Origin of the sequence: Arthrobacter sp. EpRS71, assembly GCF_001512285.1 — a bacterium.
Classification (GTDB): domain Bacteria; phylum Actinomycetota; class Actinomycetes; order Actinomycetales; family Micrococcaceae; genus Arthrobacter.
Window position 1 is genome coordinate 1,060,033 of the sequence record NZ_LNUV01000006.1, and the last position, 15,508, is coordinate 1,075,540.

The window sequence follows — 15,508 nt, forward strand, 5'->3', positions numbered from 1 at the left end:
CGTGTCACAGTTGGCATCGCTGTGACCTACGTCACCGCATCGGAATCCGCTCTGGATTTGCCGAATCATCCCGCAGCAGACGGCGGGCCTAGAAAGGGTGAAATATTCATGTCAACTGCCGCGTTCCCTCAGCCTGTGACACCCGAAACGATGGAAGAGATCGACCTCTGGCCGGCGACGGCCATGAAGCCCATGAAGGCTGAATGGCAACGATTGCGGTGCAGGTTCATCAACGCTGACCCGGTGGGCAGCTGGGATGAATTCATCCTGTCCGAATGGGAGTTGACGTCCTGCGGCTGGGAAGACTTCCATCCGCACACCGAAACCAACTTCGTCCTGGAAGGAGAGCTGCACGTCAAGAGCGAGGGCAAGACGGTCATTCTCAAGCCAGGTGACACGGCGCGGGTGAATCGCGGGCAGCTGGGGACGTATTGGGCTCCCGTCTATGCGCGAATGCTCACCGTCTACGGCCCTAATCCTCACGGAGTGGACTCGCACTCTTTCAGATACTTCGAACTCTGATTCGTCCGCGGCCCCGCCGCTCCGCGCCTCAGCTCGCCTCAAGAATTTGCGCCAGGCGAACTGCTGCCCTGTTGGGCTCCATCCCGGTAGCTGATTCCCGGGAATCCATCCCGTCTTTGGACTGAGATGTCCCGGGTTTCATCGCTATACACAGGAGAACTTAATGAGTGAAAACAGTTTCCCCATTGCGAACGATCTAAAAAGATCGATTGATTGGAAGCAAGGCTTATCCATTTCGCTGGGGGTGCCACTCCTGATACTGCCTTCATTGGGATATATTCCAATGTACTTATCTGCTGCGGCCATAGTTGTCTGGGGATTGTCCGTCATCCAAGGTTTCATGCAAAACGCTGCTTACGCCGAAATGGCCACCACTTTCCCCAAGGCTTCAGGGCTTCCGGGTTATGCCCAGCACATATTCCGGACCGAGAATTACAAGGGCAAGTACGACAAGGGCAAGCTGATCGGCGGGTTCAGTGCTTGGAGCTACTGGTTCGCGTGGAACCCGGTGCTGGCAATCTTCTCCATCTTGGTGGGCGGCTATCTTCATGGGCTCTTCCCGGTGCTGGCAGCGACGTTCACCTCATACCAGCTCTCATTGCTTTCAGGTCTGGTGATCTTCACAGGACTGTTCGTGGTCAACTGGTTTGGCCTGAAGGACGGCGCCATCTTGGGTTATGTCCTGGCGGCGGTTTCCTTGCTGCCACTGGTCATCTTGTCTGTGGCCCCCTTTGCTACGGGACATGTTGACCTGGCGAACATCACCAGCAATTGGCTGCCGGCTGACTGGGCCTGGGACATGCACCACATTTTGATCCTCTTTGGCATCTTCGCCATCGCACAGTGGAGCGCTTGTGGCTGGGAGACGGCCGCGATCTACGGTCCGGAGTACAAGAACCCGGCCAAAGATATCCCCAAGGCGCTGTTTGCCTGCGGCACCATCTGCTTCTTCTCCTACGTTCTGGTTCAGACTGCAGTGATCGGAGTCCTGGGCGTGGACGGTGTAGCGGCCGAACCCATCTCGCCGTTGATTCCAGTAGCCCAGGCGGTGTTCGGCAATGCCGGCTCTGTCATCACCATCATCATGCTGATCGCTGCCATGGTCCTGATCATCCAGACGGCTTACCTGGGTTCCTCCCGTGCCATGCACTCCATGTCGGCCGAAGGCAATCTCCCCAAGGTCTTCGGCAAGACCAACCGCCACGGCACCCCCTTCATCGCATTGCTCGTCACTGCAGCATTCAACATGGTGCTCATCTCGATGGGATCCATGGCGGCAATTCTTGCCGCGGCTGCCATCGGCTACACGTGTGCCAACGGCATCAGCCTGTTCGCCTATGTCAAAGCTGTAAAGCACCCGACGCTCTCTAAACTCGAAAGGCCTTTCAAAGCACCCAAGGGCTGGAAACATGTTGCCATGCTTTTTGGCCTCTTCAACCTCCCGCTGTGCTTGGTGGGTGTGGTGTACCTCAACAGCCTGGAGATCGGGTGGACCTCAACATGGCTGGGCTTCACTGTCCTGGCCCTCTACATCCCCATCTGGTTTTACTCCCAAGGTGAATCCAGGCGCTCAAAGAATCGGCGGGCCAACGCTCATTCTTCGGATCAAGCTACCGACAACGATGCCGCTGACGTGGACAAGCTTCCGACGATGACGTGAGCCCACGACTGGTCGCCTTTGGGCTTAGTAGTGGAACGTTGCCCCCGCCGATAAACGTTGGGGCCTAGCCAAGTCCCAAGATAAACGCCTCAACCCGCTCGAACACGTCGGCTTGAGCTTTCTGGGAGGCTCTCCAATCGTGCGGGATCTGCAGAGAGTGGTCTGCTCCAGGCACTTCAAAGAACGTTCCCGCACTCTCGGATTTGCGTCCTCCGTCCCAGAGTTTGTCCCCTGAACCTCCGATTAAGAGGTCGTTCTTCGACGATGCACCAAGGGCGCTTCTGACCCGTTCATCTGTGAGCAAGGGTGTCAGCCAGATCCCAGGGATCCGAGCTTTTTCGGCCCAAGGAATGCATAAGGTGCTGAACGACTTGGCGATGATCAGTCGGTGATCGGCGTCGGGTGCCTCAGCAAAAGCCAGTTTCGCGGCATTGGCCGCAAATTCATGAGGGGCGGCACTCGGCGAATCGTCGGGAGTCCACCGGACGGCCTGAACATGCCAGCCTATGGATGCGAGCATTTCACCAATCCAGAAGAGGACTGGACCCTCCACTGGGTATCCGGAACCCGGAAGCAGGACAGCTACCTTGGTTTTCTCCGGGCCATCAGTGGTGGCTTTTGCCCAAGTGAAAGACTCCATAAGGCATGCTACCGGGCGCCCTGCACGTGCTCGTGGCAGGCCGGAGAAATTGATATTCATGTGTCACTAGCGGTCCGGCCCCTCTTTTACACTGGGGAGGTCGAGCTCCACCGGAAGCTGGGCACCTGAAATGCGCCGCGCCACAAGGCTCCGATCCCGCTTACCCAACCGTCCGCCGTCGAACTTTCCATGGAGGAGGCCTATATGAGAACTTTCATCAGACCAGGGCGTTATGCCGTGCTTGACGGCATTGAGTACCGGCTGCGGTCGCAAGGAGACGGGTGGGTGCTGTGGACGGATCAGCCAACGCCGGGTTTCAGCCCCGCGGGTAAGCGCGGATTCATCAGGGAGATCGCTCCGGATGAGCAGCTGGAGTGCTATGACATCCACCATCGCGGCACGTATCGAGGCTTGATTGTCGAAGTCCACTCGAGTGGCCAGCGTGGACTCATGACCAGCACGCGCGAACCATCAGCGGGCGACGAAGGGTTCGAACGTAGTGATCCCCGCGACGTGGAAATGATCCAAGTAATTCCCCATGACCACCCGGATCTGCACTTCAACACTGTAAGAACAAGGGTGCCCATGCCGTGGGCTGAGCGAAAACCCAGCGATCGGGCCACCTTCGACTGGAACGATTTTCGCGGCAGGCTCGCGGCCACACTCCGCAGCGTATCGGATCGTGTCATCCTGATCATCGCCTCCGATCTGCACCCGAATAGGTATGTTCAATTCGCAGGACAGTCCGACCGTCTTCACGCCGAGGCTCCAGGTCAAGATGTAGTGGTTAACGCGGTGGAGTCCGTGCTGAGCGACGGCGGTTGGCAGGCACCCGGAGTTGCGCAGCCGAACTGGTCCTCCTCCCTCCCCCTTCCGGCGTTGACCTCCGAATACCGCGAGCTCGCGGATCGGTGTGTCGCCGCACTTCGGAATTCCTACGGCGTCAAGAGCCCTGACGACCTCAGCTATCGGGCCTGGCGTGAGGCAGAGCAGATACCAGAAGGACAGACCTGGTCCGCGGAACAAGTAGCACATATGGACCCCGGTTCCCGTTCCCTGGAACTCCCTGGCCTGGGGCTCGATTCGAACCAACGCGACTCAACGGGGAAGGTGGAGCGAGAACGCCGACCCACCGTATGGGTCAGTTCCCTCGACCATCCGCTGGTTGAGCAACTTCTCAGCACCCCGCCAATGAAGGCGATCAACCCCCGGGTGAAGGTCAGCCTCCTCACCCACTCCGACGGGGTTCTGGAATGGAGGAACCTGTCGATGACGAAGGTCATCGCTGTAACCGACAATGGCACTCTGGAATTGCGTCATGCTGGCATCAATCGCACGAAGGTAGTGGCCCGGTCCAACGCTGCCCGCCCTTTTGCCCTGGACCTTGTGCAGGGGATGCTCTGGCCGGCCAAGCAGATAGCGAGCTTTGAGGATGCCCCTGGGGTTGAGGTAAAAGTCGGGGCAAACGGCACGGAGATTCGTTGGGGACGCGATCACTGGGTCCATTTCATGGGAGGCTCCGAGAGTTTTCGGACCGCGTACCCCCTGATCCACATGCTCAATGCCACGGACACCGAGATCGTTCAGTCAATCGAAGCCGATGACGGCCGACCCGTTTTCCGAGTGGGTGAGACGTTGAAGGATGCAGCGGCTACGGCAGGGTACAACTTCACCTTTTTCAGCTATAACGCCTGGAGAGTCTGGCTGGAAAGAGCAAAGAACGAAAAACTGGAAAGAGGACGGAACAAGTGACCTGGAAATCAATGCCCCCCGCTGAGGTCTGCGACATCATGGACTTCTGGATTGCTGCGCCATGGCCTATGCCGGAGTCCGAGGCCCAACAACGTGCTGTGGAGAGGTTCGGGTGGACCATCGAAGTCGAGAACGACACGCCATATTTGATGAACACAGTATCCAACTTCACAACCGCTGATGTTATGACCATCGACTACAAGAACGTGATGAGGGAATTGAGCCTGGACACGTCGGACACCATCCGGGACGTAACACCCGAGTCCACCGCCTTCCTTGGCGATTCCTTCACGCTCATGGTTCGCGAGGGCGAAGCGAAATGGGGGAAGCCAGCCCTACGGGATTTCGAAAAAGCCAAAACTGCTCGGTGGAACGTCGACGGCGGTGCTCGCGTCACCTTCAACTTCTCACCCAGGGGTCTCTCCGCAAGGTTCGAAACACCCCAAGGCGCGGAAGTGGAGCGGAAACTCGGCGACGTATGACGATGGCCGGCGCGCCCGCTGATGAGTTGGCGGGCTCCCTCACCTGATCCAACGAACTCGTCTGCACGGCCCGAAAGCGGACCCAGCTTCGAACACCTAGGACACCCCCAAACGCCACCTAGTTGCCCCAGATTGACCCCTAATTTCGGCCAAATCACCACCTAGTTTCGTCTTTCCGCCCTGTGGCCCACCAACCCGCCCATAGTGTCCTTCTCAGAACGCAGGCCCGACTAAATGCGGGGCCGCTGGAGTAGACAACTATTGGGGTTGGGGAATTGAAGCTGAGTCAGCAACAGAGCATTGCCGCCGCGGTGGATCAGTGGATCACGGGGGTTCCCGGACGGATACCGGGTCACGTCATTTTTGTTGAGAATCCCGAGCACGCCGGGTACGCGAAGACGCTTGCCGGTGAGGGCTCTACGGTTCTGGTTCTGAACGGGGACAAAGCCGACGAAGGCATCGTCCCGGTATCGGGCTCGTTCGATACCGCTGGGGAAGAGCTCCTGGTTGATGGCACCCTCAGTTTGGAAATCCAAGACTATGTGGCCATCCCTTTTGTGAACCTGGTGGGCGTGACGGTAGCCAGGATCACCACAGAGGAAGACTGGCAGGCGTTCTTCGACGACGCAGAAGAAGCTATCCGTTCCGGCCACTTTGTTCAGCAACTCATTGAAGTCAACACGGTTCTGGCGGAGCGCGGGTTGTTGAGCGGGGCCGCGAAGAACAACCTGCTGCTGACTCGGCTTCACATCACAGGGGATGGTTCCGTCAGGACCGGGCCCTACGGAACCAAAATCGGCAAGGTAGGCGATTCGCTGCCGGATATCAGAGTCCGGGCCCTTTCGCTGAGGCCGGAGTCCGCCGTCGCCGCTGCCTATTACCCTTGGGACATCCAGGACTCCCTTGAGGCCAAGCCCTGGATCCCGCGCTACCTTGCCGCTTTGGATGCTTGGAAGTTCATTCCCCGTGAAGACAGAGCCAACACAAGCCTGCTCGGATTCGGCGTCAGTCTTTACGGCGCCAGCCTCAGGGATGGCGTGCCGTCGGCGGGTGCTCCCTTTATCCTCAAGCGGGCGGCGGAGCACACCTTGCTGGACACGAAGACTGGCCGGCTGTTCCGGATCGGTTCGGACGCCGCGGCCATCATTGAGGCCGTCTCCAATGTGCGGGACATCAAGACTGCCGCCAGGGTGTTGGCACCCGTTCTCAAGGTTTCAGCCGGTGTGGCTGAAGGAGCCGCGAGGGCAGTAGTCACACACTTCGAACAGCTCGGTATCGACGTTATGGGTGCACGCTGATGACGGTGGTACCCGTTCTTCCGGCTCCAAGAACACAAAGTCCACTCTGGGTTCCGCTGGTCACTCAGCACTCCTTCGATGAGGCCAGCTACACGGCAGTCAGCGCTGACGGCGTCCACGTCACCTTTGAAGACGGCCGGAAACGGATCTGCGCTAAGAGTGGTTTGTGGAACACCAACCTCGGCTACGGAAACCAACAGATAGCTGATTCCATTGCCAACGAACTCCGTACCGCCTCCTACCTTCCCCTTTTCCGCTCGGCCCATCGGAAAGCTGCCGAGGCCGCCGGGGCTCTTCTGACTCTGCCTGCCCACAGCTTCCATCGGGCGGTGTTCTCCACTTCCGGAGGTGCGGCCAACGACGCAGCGATGAAGCTCGCCCGCCACTACTTCGTTTTGAACGCGCAGCCGGAGCGGAAGCTCATCGTGGGACTGGACGGCAGCTACCACGGCCTGACGTATGGAAGCCAAGCTCTCAGCGGAGATGAACTTGGGCAAGCAGTGTACGGCGTGGACAGGCGCAATATCCGCCACATCAGATTCGACGACGACGGCGCCGAATTGAACCGCCTCATGCTGAGAGAAGGCCACAGAGTTGCTGCGGTCATTCTGGAACCGGTTCTGGGCTCAGGTGCGGAATCGGTGCCGGACGCTTTCATCGAGGACGTCATTAAGCACCGGGACCAGCACGGCTTCCTTCTGGTCGCGGACGAGGTTGCCACCGGCTTTGGCAGGGTGAACGGCTGGTTCGCCTCCGATGAGTGGCCCCAGCAGCCGGACATCGTGGTCACATCCAAAGGCCTGACGAACGGTACCAGCGCATGCGCCGCACTCTTGGTAGCTCAACGCGTGACCCAACGCTTCGACACAACGGAGGCCATCTTCGTTCATGGAGAAACCCAAGCTGGCACCCCGGCAACGTGTGCAGCCATCCTCAGCACCATCGCTGAGATGAAGCGGCTGGACCACCACACTCTGAACAAGCAGGTGGCCGAAGGCCTCGGCACGCTCATGGAAGATCTTCGACGCCTCCCCAGCGTAGGCAACTCAACCGGCAGGGGCTGCATGCGTGGACTGAAGCTCCATTCCAGAAATGGTTTGCCGCTCTCGTCCGAGGGAGTCCTGGCCGTGGTGCGGAGCATCCATCAGGCCGGCGCAATAGTGCAGCCGGGGCCTGGACGAATCCAATTGTTGCCGGCGCTCACTTATACCGAGGAGAACTTCGAAGAGCTTCAAGCCGCCATGGAAGCTGGCCTGGTCAAAGCCCACCGGGACGGAGTTTTCGAATGATTGCCGATCACGGGTCGAGGACCCGGTGCGTCATTGCCAACGACGGGACAACACCCAAATATGTAGGCAGCCTCACCCGCGGCCGAACAGGCCTGGTAGTGGACAAGGAGCTCCTGGGACACCGCGACAAGCTCCTCGCAGGTGACCTCAAAGGATCAGCCGTCCTGGAACTGACCGCGGCGCCGGTCACTGTGGAAACGCTGAGGAACGTTGGCAGCTTCATCCGCGAAAATGGTCTTCAAACCATCGTGGGACTAGGTGGCGGATCCGTCCTGGATGCCGTAAAGCTGGCTGCGCTTTTCACGGCCGACCCTGCTCTGACCATATTTGCGGAACGCCACGCCAAACGCTCAGGGCTGTTGGTGTTGTCGCCCATCACCAATGGCACGGAACGCCCCAAGACCATCCTCATGCCGTCCACCGTGGGGACCGGCGCTGAAGTCAGCGCTGTCGCCTGCCTGGACACCGCCGTCGGACGCCGCTTGATAGCCTCCCGGAACCTTGCAGGTGACGTTGCAATGCTCGACGCCGGGCACCTCGCCACCCTGCCCAAGTATCTGGTTTTGGAAGGCCTGTTCGAAGCTCTTTTGAGGGTGGCAGGGACCATGGTTGGCAGTCAGCACAGCATCTTCGACGACGACGGTCATGTCCTCATCCAACGGATGGTCCGGCTGGGCGAGCAACTGACCATGTTCGATGCGCCGGAACTGAGGCTGACCGCGGCACGGCTCAGCATGGAAACACACACGGGATGGGCTCTCATGGGCCGCAATCCTTACGGGGCCAGGCACTGGTACCTCGCGAACGAGCTCGCATACGCCACCGGGACGAGAAAAATGACGGCAACAGCTTCCGTGATCGGTCCCATCTGGGAGGAAATCTCCCACGGTGCTGCAGCGTGGGGAGACCGCCGGCGCCTGCAACAACTGTGGTCCATGGTCACTGAAGTAGTTCCTGTCCTGGACCCTGAACCGGCTCCCGGAATCACCGATCTGATGCGGCGGTGGGGCATCGCCGGTCTGGAGACCCTAGGCGAGGAAACGCTGCTCCGAACCACGGAAGCCGCCATCCGAAATTGGGGAGGAGCGCTTCCCATGCTTCGCGGCATCGACTCCGCGCAGATTCACCATGTCCTCGCCACTGCGGCGAGAGGACATCACGTCTTGTCAGGCCCAATGGGCGATCTAGCAGCGGCAAGAGAGAGGAGGTGAGTACATGAACAGCACAGCATTCAAAGCCTTGGACCTCAACATCCAGGAGCTGGAGGCCATGGATGTCCCGGATGACTGGGACGAACGAATCAAGGGCATCACCGCAGGACTGGCCTTGGTGGGAATCGCAGTAGGCATCACCTGATCGCATCACCCAGCTGGTCAAAGAGCACACCGAGGAGGTGAAAACGAATGCAAAATCAGCTCAACATTTCCATTCAGGAGATCGAGTCGATGGACACCCCGGACTTTAACAACTGGTTCATCGGTGTCTCCCAAGGAGTTGCCATCGGATTGATCGCCGTCAGCATCACCTAAACCCAGGTTCCGTTCACAACCAGAAGAAAGGAGAAGCCAATGATTGCAACCTCGAACCTCCAGCTGAGCATCGAAGAACTGGAGAACCTCGACACCCCGGACGATACGCCGTGGTACATCCGCGTTGGTGACGTCATCATCATCGCCGGCGTCGTCGTCGGCCTCGCCGCTACCTAAGCCAGTTCACGCGGGTGGTGCCAAGATCGCCACCACCCGCGTGATCGCCAGTCCACAACAGGAAATCCCGGAGAACACGAGCTGATGAACACCGCACCAGATGAGACCGCCGACGCCATTCTGCGGATCCTTGGACACGTCGATCCGCCTGAAGATCTGTACAGCGTCTCCGGATCCCGTCTCTACGACCAGATCACCGCCAACGACCTCACCGAGCTCCCTGAGATCCTGGCCGCAGCGCGCAAAACCTCAGGGCCCATCTTGGAACTTGCCTCCGGATCCGGGCGGATCACGCGGCCGCTCCTCGCACTGGGCCGTCCACTGACCGCCGTGGATTCGTCACCGGAAATGCTGGCAATGCTGAAAGAAAAAGCCGTCACCAAAGCCTTCAACCCGCGCCGCGTGCCTCTCGAGCTGGTGGAGGCGGACATGTCCCGCTTCGAAGTGGACGCCGGTTTCGGTTGCGTGGTTTTGGGTGCCAGTTCCATAACGCTCCTGGATCCGGCCGGCCGCGGGGATCTGTTCCGCAGGGTGCGCGAATGCTTGACACCGGACGGACTGTTTCTGTTGACGGTTCTGAATGCCGACAACCACCAAGCACCCTCCGCTGGCGACGGCCGCTGTATAGTCTCCGCACTGGATGAAGACTCGTTTCTGATTACTGCCGAAGGCCGGGACCCCGCCAACGGAGCGCGTCACGTAACCATGATCCACGTCAGTTTCGGCCACGACGGCACCTATAGATCCACCGCATACGCCAGCGACGTCGCGTTTCTGAGCAACAGCCTCCTTGAGGAGGAGATCGCCGCCGAAGGATTGACCATCGTTGAACGCCGGCCGGTGCGGATAGCGTCGCCAAGCCCTGATGTGTACGACGTGGAGCTGTGGGTTTGCGGCAAATGAGCATAGATGCCGTAAGAACGCTGCACCCGTCCCTAGGACTGGTGACGGAAGCAACCGTCTACGTACCCAATGAAGTGGGGCTGTGGCGAACCGTGGGGCGATTAGCCAACAGTGCACCGGGTGCTCGGCTAGCCTCTGCCGTAGGGGCCTTCGATGTCACCAAACGGGCGTCGCTGACCAGAGGGGCGGGCGAAGCGGTTGAACGCTTCGCACTGGTTCCCGTGCCGGCAGATTCCGAGCATTTGCTAGCCCCGAAAGGCAGCCTCGGAACGAAAATCGACGTCGCGGGCACTGGTTTAGGGCGCGCATCCGCGCTCACCTGCGACTTTCCTTGGTATCGGGCCACTGATCTGCGGACTGGAGACCCCACCCTGGTACCCGCTCCTGTTGTGGACTACACCCCTGGACTGGGACAGGTGAATCCTTGGGATGGACACTTCGATCCTTCACCCAACGGTGCGGCCTCCGGCCCCTCGGAGGCCTTCGCCCAGCTCTCCGGCATAGCGGAGATCGTGGAACGTGATGCCTTCATTGGAGCGTGGCGCCAGCGGACCCCGCTGGAAAAGTTCGACGCAGAAAGCATGCCCGTAGCCGCACGGCAGGCGCCGGAAACCAGGGGACTCAGTGTGCTCCTCATTGCTGCCCGGGCGGCCGGTGTGGAGCCCACTCTTGCCTTCATTCCGGGGAACGGCGGTCCGCTGCTGACCGCCGTGTGCATCATTACTGAGGAGGCGGGGCCAAACGGCTTCGGTGCTGTGGGACTTAAAGCTGCATCGGACCCTGTCATCGCCCTCAGGGGAGCACTTCAGGAGGGGCTGCAAATCCGGGAGCTCTTCCTCGCCCGGGCACAGTCTGCCGGGACAGCCTCCGATGGTGTGGTTTCCGCCAGTCCACACACCGAGGTGACAGGCCCCCCGGTGACAGATGACGACTCCCGTGCCGCCTTCTGGACAACTGCACCGGCGATTGCTGAGCTGCGGCAGTGGGTTGGAACCTTCACATCATCCTGCTTTCCCGGAAGCCTCCCCACCCCTGACGTGGATGTTCTGGTGCAGCATTTGGCCGGACGAAACATCCGCTCCCACTGGGTCAACCTCACTCACAGGCTTCCCCGCCCAATCCAAGAGTTGGGTTGGGTGGCCGGTAAGGCCATCTGCCCTGGGGCTGTCCCTTTGACCATGGATGAGACCAAGAAGCTGTTCGTCATGCCTGGCTGCCTTTCAACCCCGCATCCGCTGATATGAGCAGGTGGGGAAAGGCAACGCCCGGTGAGCTCGAGTGGCCGGTGCAGCTTGCTTCGTCTGCGTCCATCGACGTGCCGTTGAAGGACGGCGGGCCATGGATCGTCGCCATCAATGGTGTGCCGAAAGTGCGGGTCTCGTCCGACGTCGCCGATGTTTTGAAAGCAGTGGACGGGGAACGGCAACCGGACCAAATCGCCCAGCTGCTGGGACCAGTCTGGACGCCCGCGGATGTGGAAGGGATTGTGCGCCAGTTGGCGCCGACGGGGATTTTCGACGACGGCGCGGGGCCGGCCGAGATTCGACGGATCCAGTTCCGGCCACCCCTCACCGTGCAGTTCACTCTTTTCAATCCGGCACGGCTGCTGGAGACATTCCGCCCGGTGGTCGCAGCCATGATGCGACCCGGTGGTGCCGTCCCAGCCTTGTTGCTCCTGCTGAGCGGATTGATCGGCGCGTCTTTTGCCGGGCCCAGCATGTGGCGTGTTCTCTCAACGCCGCTTCCTGTGGAGGCCTATCTGTACGTAGTGGCAGCGATGTTCGTCTCCACCTTGCTGCACGAACTGGGTCACGGCATGGCGCTCACGTACTGTGGCGGCACACCGCGCCGGATCGGGATCATGCTGTTCTACTTGTCGCCTGCCTTCTTCTGCGACGTCACCGATGGTTGGCGCCTGAGCTCCGGAAGACAGCGGGTGCTCGTGGCCCTTGCCGGCCCTTTGGTGCATGTTGCCCTGGGGAGCGCTGCCATGACGGTTCAGATGTTTCTTCCGGACTCGCCAGAGAAGGACGCCGCCGTGCTCTACGGGATGATTTGCTACGCCGTGGCGGTGCTGAACCTCTTTCCCTTCATCAAGTTGGACGGCTATGTAGCGTTGATGTCGGCCGTGGACGTTCCCCATCTGCGGAAGAAGTCGATGGATGCACTGGCCGACGTCGTCGGTTCACGCGTTCTCGGTTCCCGGCGCACCTCCTTCAAGCACGGCTTTCTGCCGTGGTTTGGCCTTGCAAGCTTCGTATCAGGACTTGCCTTCATGGTGATCGGCTACCAACGACTCGTGCCGATCTTCCTGCAACTTGGCTACGTGGGGCACCTTGTTGTGTTCGGGGTCTTATGCCTCCTGCTTGTCATGGCTGCCAAGGGTGTCTTCCGGTTTTTCCGCGTGGCAACCCTGAACGGAAGCCCGGCGTGGAGGCGGATCCTTGTTGTCGGGTTGGGAGCCCTGGCTGTGGGAGCACTCTTAGCGCTCGTGCCCATAAGGTCCGTGACCGTAGCCGGCTACACCTATGCAGACGGCCAATTGCATGTGGTCACCCCGCAGCAAGGTTCCGGCAAGGCGTTCGAACCCGGCGATCGTGTCACTTTGCAATCGCAGGGAATGATCATCCACGAAGAGCTGGGCCAGGCCACCATAGGCGACCCGCCGCCGTCGAACTCCATGGCAGCACTGGACACCATGGCCCCCATCGTCGTGGCCGGCAACAACCTGCCGGTACTGGCCTATCCAAGCGAGCTGGAATCAGGCGTGAACCTGTCCTCCTCCGGACGCGCAGAAGTGACAAGCCAGCGGGAGCTCAGATTGGGGGAGTGGTTATGGGAGACGGTCATCAATTCACCGCTATGGCCAGGTCAGTCCGGGCAAACCACAGAATCCACGAGGGGGAACCCATGAGAATCCACGCCAGTTTCGAGGCCTTCAGTAAGAAGCGAGGCCCGCGGTTCGCTGTTGAAGACCTGACGTTCGATGTTGCGGCCGGACGGGTGGTGGGCCTGATTGGTCCCAACGGTGCAGGAAAGAGCACCGCGCTCGCAGGGCTAACCGGCCTGGTGGAGGCAACGTCAGGGCGTGCAACCGTCTTCGGCCGTGATTACCGGACACTGCCCAGGCCCGCCACCAAAGTTGGCGTGAATCTGGACGGCATGGACGTGGAGCCTGGGCTCACAGGACGCCGGCACTTGCAGATCTGCCGGCTTGCTTCCGGGGCTGAGCCGGGCAGCGTAGAGCGCGTCCTTGAGTTGGTGGACCTCGCGGCCGAAGGAAACAAGAAGGTACGGGACTACTCGCTGGGAATGCGGCAACGCCTGGGAATCGCCTCCGCTTTGGTGGGCAACCCGGAGATGCTGGTCCTTGACGAGCCCGCCAACGGGCTGGACCCAGAGGGCATCCAGTGGCTGCGGAGGTTCCTCCGGGAATTCGTTGCGTCCGGCGGGAGCGCCCTGGTCTCAAGCCACCAGCTCATGGAGTTGGAGCAGGTTACGGACGAAGTGGTGATTCTCAAGCAAAGGACGCTGTTCCGAGGCACCCTCGAGGAAGCCAAGGCGCTCGGTGGGGGCAGCTTGGAATCCGCGTATTTCAAGATTCTGGAGGGCTCCCGGTGAAGGGAGCCGCCCTAAGTTCCTTGACCGGTGCTCTCCGGGCAGAGCTCCTCCGGTATGTCAGTGGCTATTCAGTGCTGGGCATCCTTGCCTTCACCGCGCTGGTCCCTTGGTTCGTTGCGAACTTCCTGGGGTGGCCAGGTATTTCGGAAGGGCTATCCGCTGCGGACAACGTCCGGACATTTTGGACTCTTTCAGCGAGCATTGCACCCGTGGCGACGTTTGCAGGAAGCTATGTGGTCACCCGGGAGTCATACTACGGAACCCTCCGGCGCAGTGTGGTCATGTCAGGGCTGAAGCAGGTGCTGACAGCCAAATACGTGGCCGCAGCGTTTGTTGGTCTTGCCACGGTCCTCATCGGAACAGTGCTGTGGGGCGTCAGTATGGCGTTTTCGCTGCCCCCTGGCGTGCTGGAGCACTTGCTGGCCGCCGAGTCATGGCACCGGATGCCGGGAGTGGTGCTTGCCTCCATTATGGGTGCGTTGTGGGGATGTTCGTTGGGGTGGATCATTCGGCATTACTACGCGACGACGATGCTCACCTTGCTGATCCCCTTGGCCCTTGAGGTGCCACTTCTGGCAAGCGCACCAGGCATAGCTCGATGGCTGCCCTCTGGAGCTTTGGCGGGAATAACGTCCCTGCCATTTGAGGGTCTTCTGGATCCATTGCCAGCCTTCCTTGTATCGCTTGGCTGGCTCATCGCGGCAGGTTTAGGTGCAGTGCGAATCCTCCGAGGAAGGGAGTTCTAGATGGTGTCCGCCTTTCTCTCGGACCTCAGACGGCCTTGGTTGTGGCTGGGAACAGCCATCTGCGCCCTGCTGGTGCTGGGGCTCGTGGGCATACTCCTTGGGATGGCGAGCCTTGAGCCCCAAACACCACCGGGAATTGACCGCGTTTTCCAGCAAGCAGGGCTGTCCCTCATGCTGACGGCGGCCGCGGTGACTGGCTCCTTTTCCTTCACATCGGATTATCGGGCGGGGTGCTTCACACGCAGAGTACTGCTGTTCCATCGGGGACCGGCGTTCGCTGCCCGGGCGGCCAGCACTTCTCTGGCGGCCCTCCTGGTAGGCGCAACCGTGGGCACCCTGTTCGGAGCGTTCGGAGAAATCCTGGCAGGAGCATGGGGACTCAGCACCTACTCAGTCCTGGCGTTCGCGGGCATGGCCGCCATGGGATCGCTGTGGGGCTTTGCCATCGGCTCCCTTCTACGCAGCCATCTGGTGAGCCTCTTCGTGGTGCCTCTGAGCCTGGTACTTCCAGAGCTTCTGGCCGATTCGTTAGGGCACGCCGAAGAGTTTCTTTTCCCTGTCCTGGCCGCTGACTGGGCTGACCACGTAGCTATCCACATACCACTCTCCGGTTCTTTTGCAGGAGCCGGGACCTGGCTTGTAGTAGTTACAGCGGTTGCGTTCGGGGTGTTCCTGAAGCGGGATCTGGCCTGACCTTTCATCTAGTTCGATTAAGGAATCTTCAATGAACCGCAGTCCGTTGGTTTGGCTCTTCTTGGCACTGGTTCTGGGTGCCTATGCTGTGTCCATTTTCGTTTCCGATTCAGATCAAACGTGGTGGTCTATTCTGTCCGGAATCGTCATTGCGGCGGCATCCGTGATGACGCTGTGGAGGTTTGTCCGGGAGGTG

General features: G+C 60.1%; 17 protein-coding genes. 16 read left to right on the plus strand and 1 reads right to left on the minus strand.

Features of this window, described 5'->3' with window-relative positions; genetic code table 11:
• The first annotated feature begins 108 nt into the window (after window positions 1-108).
• Both AR689_RS15215 and AR689_RS15220 read left to right on the plus strand, forming a co-directional pair.
• Window positions 109-522 carry a cupin domain-containing protein gene (locus tag AR689_RS15215; protein WP_231745541.1) on the plus strand — a complete coding sequence of 138 codons (414 nt, stop codon included), beginning with the start codon at window positions 109-111 and terminating at the stop codon, window positions 520-522.
• 283 nt (window positions 523-805) lie between these two features.
• On the plus strand, window positions 806-2,182 hold the full coding sequence (locus AR689_RS15220; RefSeq protein WP_502686019.1) for an APC family permease: 1,377 nt from the start codon (window positions 806-808) through the stop codon (window positions 2,180-2,182).
• 64 nt (window positions 2,183-2,246) lie between these two features.
• On the opposite strand, the gene AR689_RS15225 is transcribed toward AR689_RS15220, so the two are convergent.
• Complete coding sequence (locus AR689_RS15225) at window positions 2,247-2,822, minus strand: hypothetical protein (RefSeq protein ID WP_231745542.1); 576 nt, start codon at window positions 2,820-2,822, stop codon at window positions 2,247-2,249.
• A 204-nt stretch (window positions 2,823-3,026) separates the two neighbouring features.
• On the opposite strand from AR689_RS15225, the gene AR689_RS15230 reads away from it, so the two are divergent.
• From AR689_RS15230 to AR689_RS15280, 14 genes are all read left to right on the plus strand, one after another.
• Window positions 3,027-4,574, plus strand: coding sequence for a TY-Chap domain-containing protein (locus AR689_RS15230; protein WP_062071466.1), 1,548 nt, complete (start codon window positions 3,027-3,029; stop codon window positions 4,572-4,574).
• Window positions 4,571-5,056 (plus strand): DUF6301 family protein, encoded by a 486-nt coding sequence (locus AR689_RS15235; protein WP_156424612.1) that lies wholly within the window; start codon window positions 4,571-4,573, stop codon window positions 5,054-5,056. The genes AR689_RS15230 and AR689_RS15235 overlap by 4 nt, the downstream gene beginning before the upstream one ends.
• Before the next feature lie 275 nt (window positions 5,057-5,331).
• The gene (mpaB, locus tag AR689_RS15240; RefSeq protein ID WP_062071469.1) at window positions 5,332-6,354 is read left to right on the plus strand and encodes a daptide biosynthesis RiPP recognition protein; all 1,023 of its coding nucleotides are present in this window, start codon (window positions 5,332-5,334) and stop codon (window positions 6,352-6,354) included.
• A complete protein-coding gene (mpaD, locus tag AR689_RS15245) occupies window positions 6,354-7,643 on the plus strand; it encodes a daptide-type RiPP biosynthesis aminotransferase (RefSeq protein ID WP_062071471.1) in 1,290 nt (429 codons plus the stop codon). The genes mpaB and mpaD overlap by 1 nt, the downstream gene beginning before the upstream one ends.
• Window positions 7,640-8,854, plus strand: a complete 1,215-nt coding sequence (gene mpaC / locus AR689_RS15250; protein ID WP_231745543.1) for a daptide-type RiPP biosynthesis dehydogenase — start codon at window positions 7,640-7,642, stop codon at window positions 8,852-8,854. The genes mpaD and mpaC overlap by 4 nt, the downstream gene beginning before the upstream one ends.
• Before the next feature lie 4 nt (window positions 8,855-8,858).
• Window positions 8,859-8,999: a hypothetical protein gene (locus tag AR689_RS23110; RefSeq protein ID WP_156424613.1), complete on the plus strand. Its 141-nt coding sequence runs from the start codon at window positions 8,859-8,861 to the stop codon at window positions 8,997-8,999.
• Window positions 9,000-9,046: 47 nt separating this feature from the next.
• A complete protein-coding gene (locus tag AR689_RS23665; protein ID WP_272941661.1) occupies window positions 9,047-9,172 on the plus strand; it encodes a daptide-type RiPP in 126 nt (41 codons plus the stop codon).
• Window positions 9,173-9,211: 39 nt separating this feature from the next.
• Window positions 9,212-9,349, plus strand: coding sequence for a daptide-type RiPP (locus tag AR689_RS23115; protein ID WP_156424614.1), 138 nt, complete (start codon window positions 9,212-9,214; stop codon window positions 9,347-9,349).
• An 84-nt stretch (window positions 9,350-9,433) separates the two neighbouring features.
• The gene (gene mpaM / locus AR689_RS15255) at window positions 9,434-10,252 is read left to right on the plus strand and encodes a daptide-type RiPP biosynthesis methyltransferase (RefSeq protein WP_062071473.1); all 819 of its coding nucleotides are present in this window, start codon (window positions 9,434-9,436) and stop codon (window positions 10,250-10,252) included.
• 41 nt (window positions 10,253-10,293) lie between these two features.
• Window positions 10,294-11,496 (plus strand): YcaO-like family protein, encoded by a 1,203-nt coding sequence (locus AR689_RS15260; RefSeq protein ID WP_231745544.1) that lies wholly within the window; start codon window positions 10,294-10,296, stop codon window positions 11,494-11,496.
• On the plus strand, window positions 11,493-13,166 hold the full coding sequence (mpaP, locus tag AR689_RS15265) for a daptide biosynthesis intramembrane metalloprotease (protein ID WP_062071475.1): 1,674 nt from the start codon (window positions 11,493-11,495) through the stop codon (window positions 13,164-13,166). Before AR689_RS15260 ends, mpaP begins: the two co-directional genes overlap by 4 nt.
• Window positions 13,163-13,873: an ABC transporter ATP-binding protein gene (locus tag AR689_RS15270; protein ID WP_062071477.1), complete on the plus strand. Its 711-nt coding sequence runs from the start codon at window positions 13,163-13,165 to the stop codon at window positions 13,871-13,873. The genes mpaP and AR689_RS15270 overlap by 4 nt, the downstream gene beginning before the upstream one ends.
• A 20-nt stretch (window positions 13,874-13,893) precedes the next feature.
• Window positions 13,894-14,619 carry a hypothetical protein gene (locus AR689_RS15275; protein WP_062073824.1) on the plus strand — a complete coding sequence of 242 codons (726 nt, stop codon included), beginning with the start codon at window positions 13,894-13,896 and terminating at the stop codon, window positions 14,617-14,619.
• A complete protein-coding gene (locus AR689_RS15280; RefSeq protein ID WP_062071478.1) occupies window positions 14,620-15,312 on the plus strand; it encodes a hypothetical protein in 693 nt (230 codons plus the stop codon). It begins immediately after the preceding gene.
• The last annotated feature ends 196 nt before the right edge of the window (window positions 15,313-15,508 follow it).

Coding starts and splice junctions, on each gene's coding strand:
- AR689_RS15215 (WP_231745541.1), top strand. CDS start 109: ATGTCAACTGCCGCGTTCCCTCAGCCTGTGACACCCGAAACGATGGAA.
- AR689_RS15280 (WP_062071478.1), top strand. CDS start 14,620: ATGGTGTCCGCCTTTCTCTCGGACCTCAGACGGCCTTGGTTGTGGCTG.
- mpaC (WP_231745543.1), top strand. CDS start 7,640: ATGATTGCCGATCACGGGTCGAGGACCCGGTGCGTCATTGCCAACGAC.
- AR689_RS15270 (WP_062071477.1), top strand. CDS start 13,163: ATGAGAATCCACGCCAGTTTCGAGGCCTTCAGTAAGAAGCGAGGCCCG.
- mpaD (WP_062071471.1), top strand. CDS start 6,354: ATGACGGTGGTACCCGTTCTTCCGGCTCCAAGAACACAAAGTCCACTC.
- AR689_RS23110 (WP_156424613.1), top strand. CDS start 8,859: ATGAACAGCACAGCATTCAAAGCCTTGGACCTCAACATCCAGGAGCTG.
- AR689_RS15220 (WP_502686019.1), top strand. CDS start 806: ATGTACTTATCTGCTGCGGCCATAGTTGTCTGGGGATTGTCCGTCATC.
- mpaP (WP_062071475.1), top strand. CDS start 11,493: ATGAGCAGGTGGGGAAAGGCAACGCCCGGTGAGCTCGAGTGGCCGGTG.
- AR689_RS23115 (WP_156424614.1), top strand. CDS start 9,212: ATGATTGCAACCTCGAACCTCCAGCTGAGCATCGAAGAACTGGAGAAC.
- AR689_RS15230 (WP_062071466.1), top strand. CDS start 3,027: ATGAGAACTTTCATCAGACCAGGGCGTTATGCCGTGCTTGACGGCATT.
- AR689_RS23665 (WP_272941661.1), top strand. CDS start 9,047: ATGCAAAATCAGCTCAACATTTCCATTCAGGAGATCGAGTCGATGGAC.
- AR689_RS15225 (WP_231745542.1), bottom strand. CDS start 2,822: ATGGAGTCTTTCACTTGGGCAAAAGCCACCACTGATGGCCCGGAGAAA.
- mpaM (WP_062071473.1), top strand. CDS start 9,434: ATGAACACCGCACCAGATGAGACCGCCGACGCCATTCTGCGGATCCTT.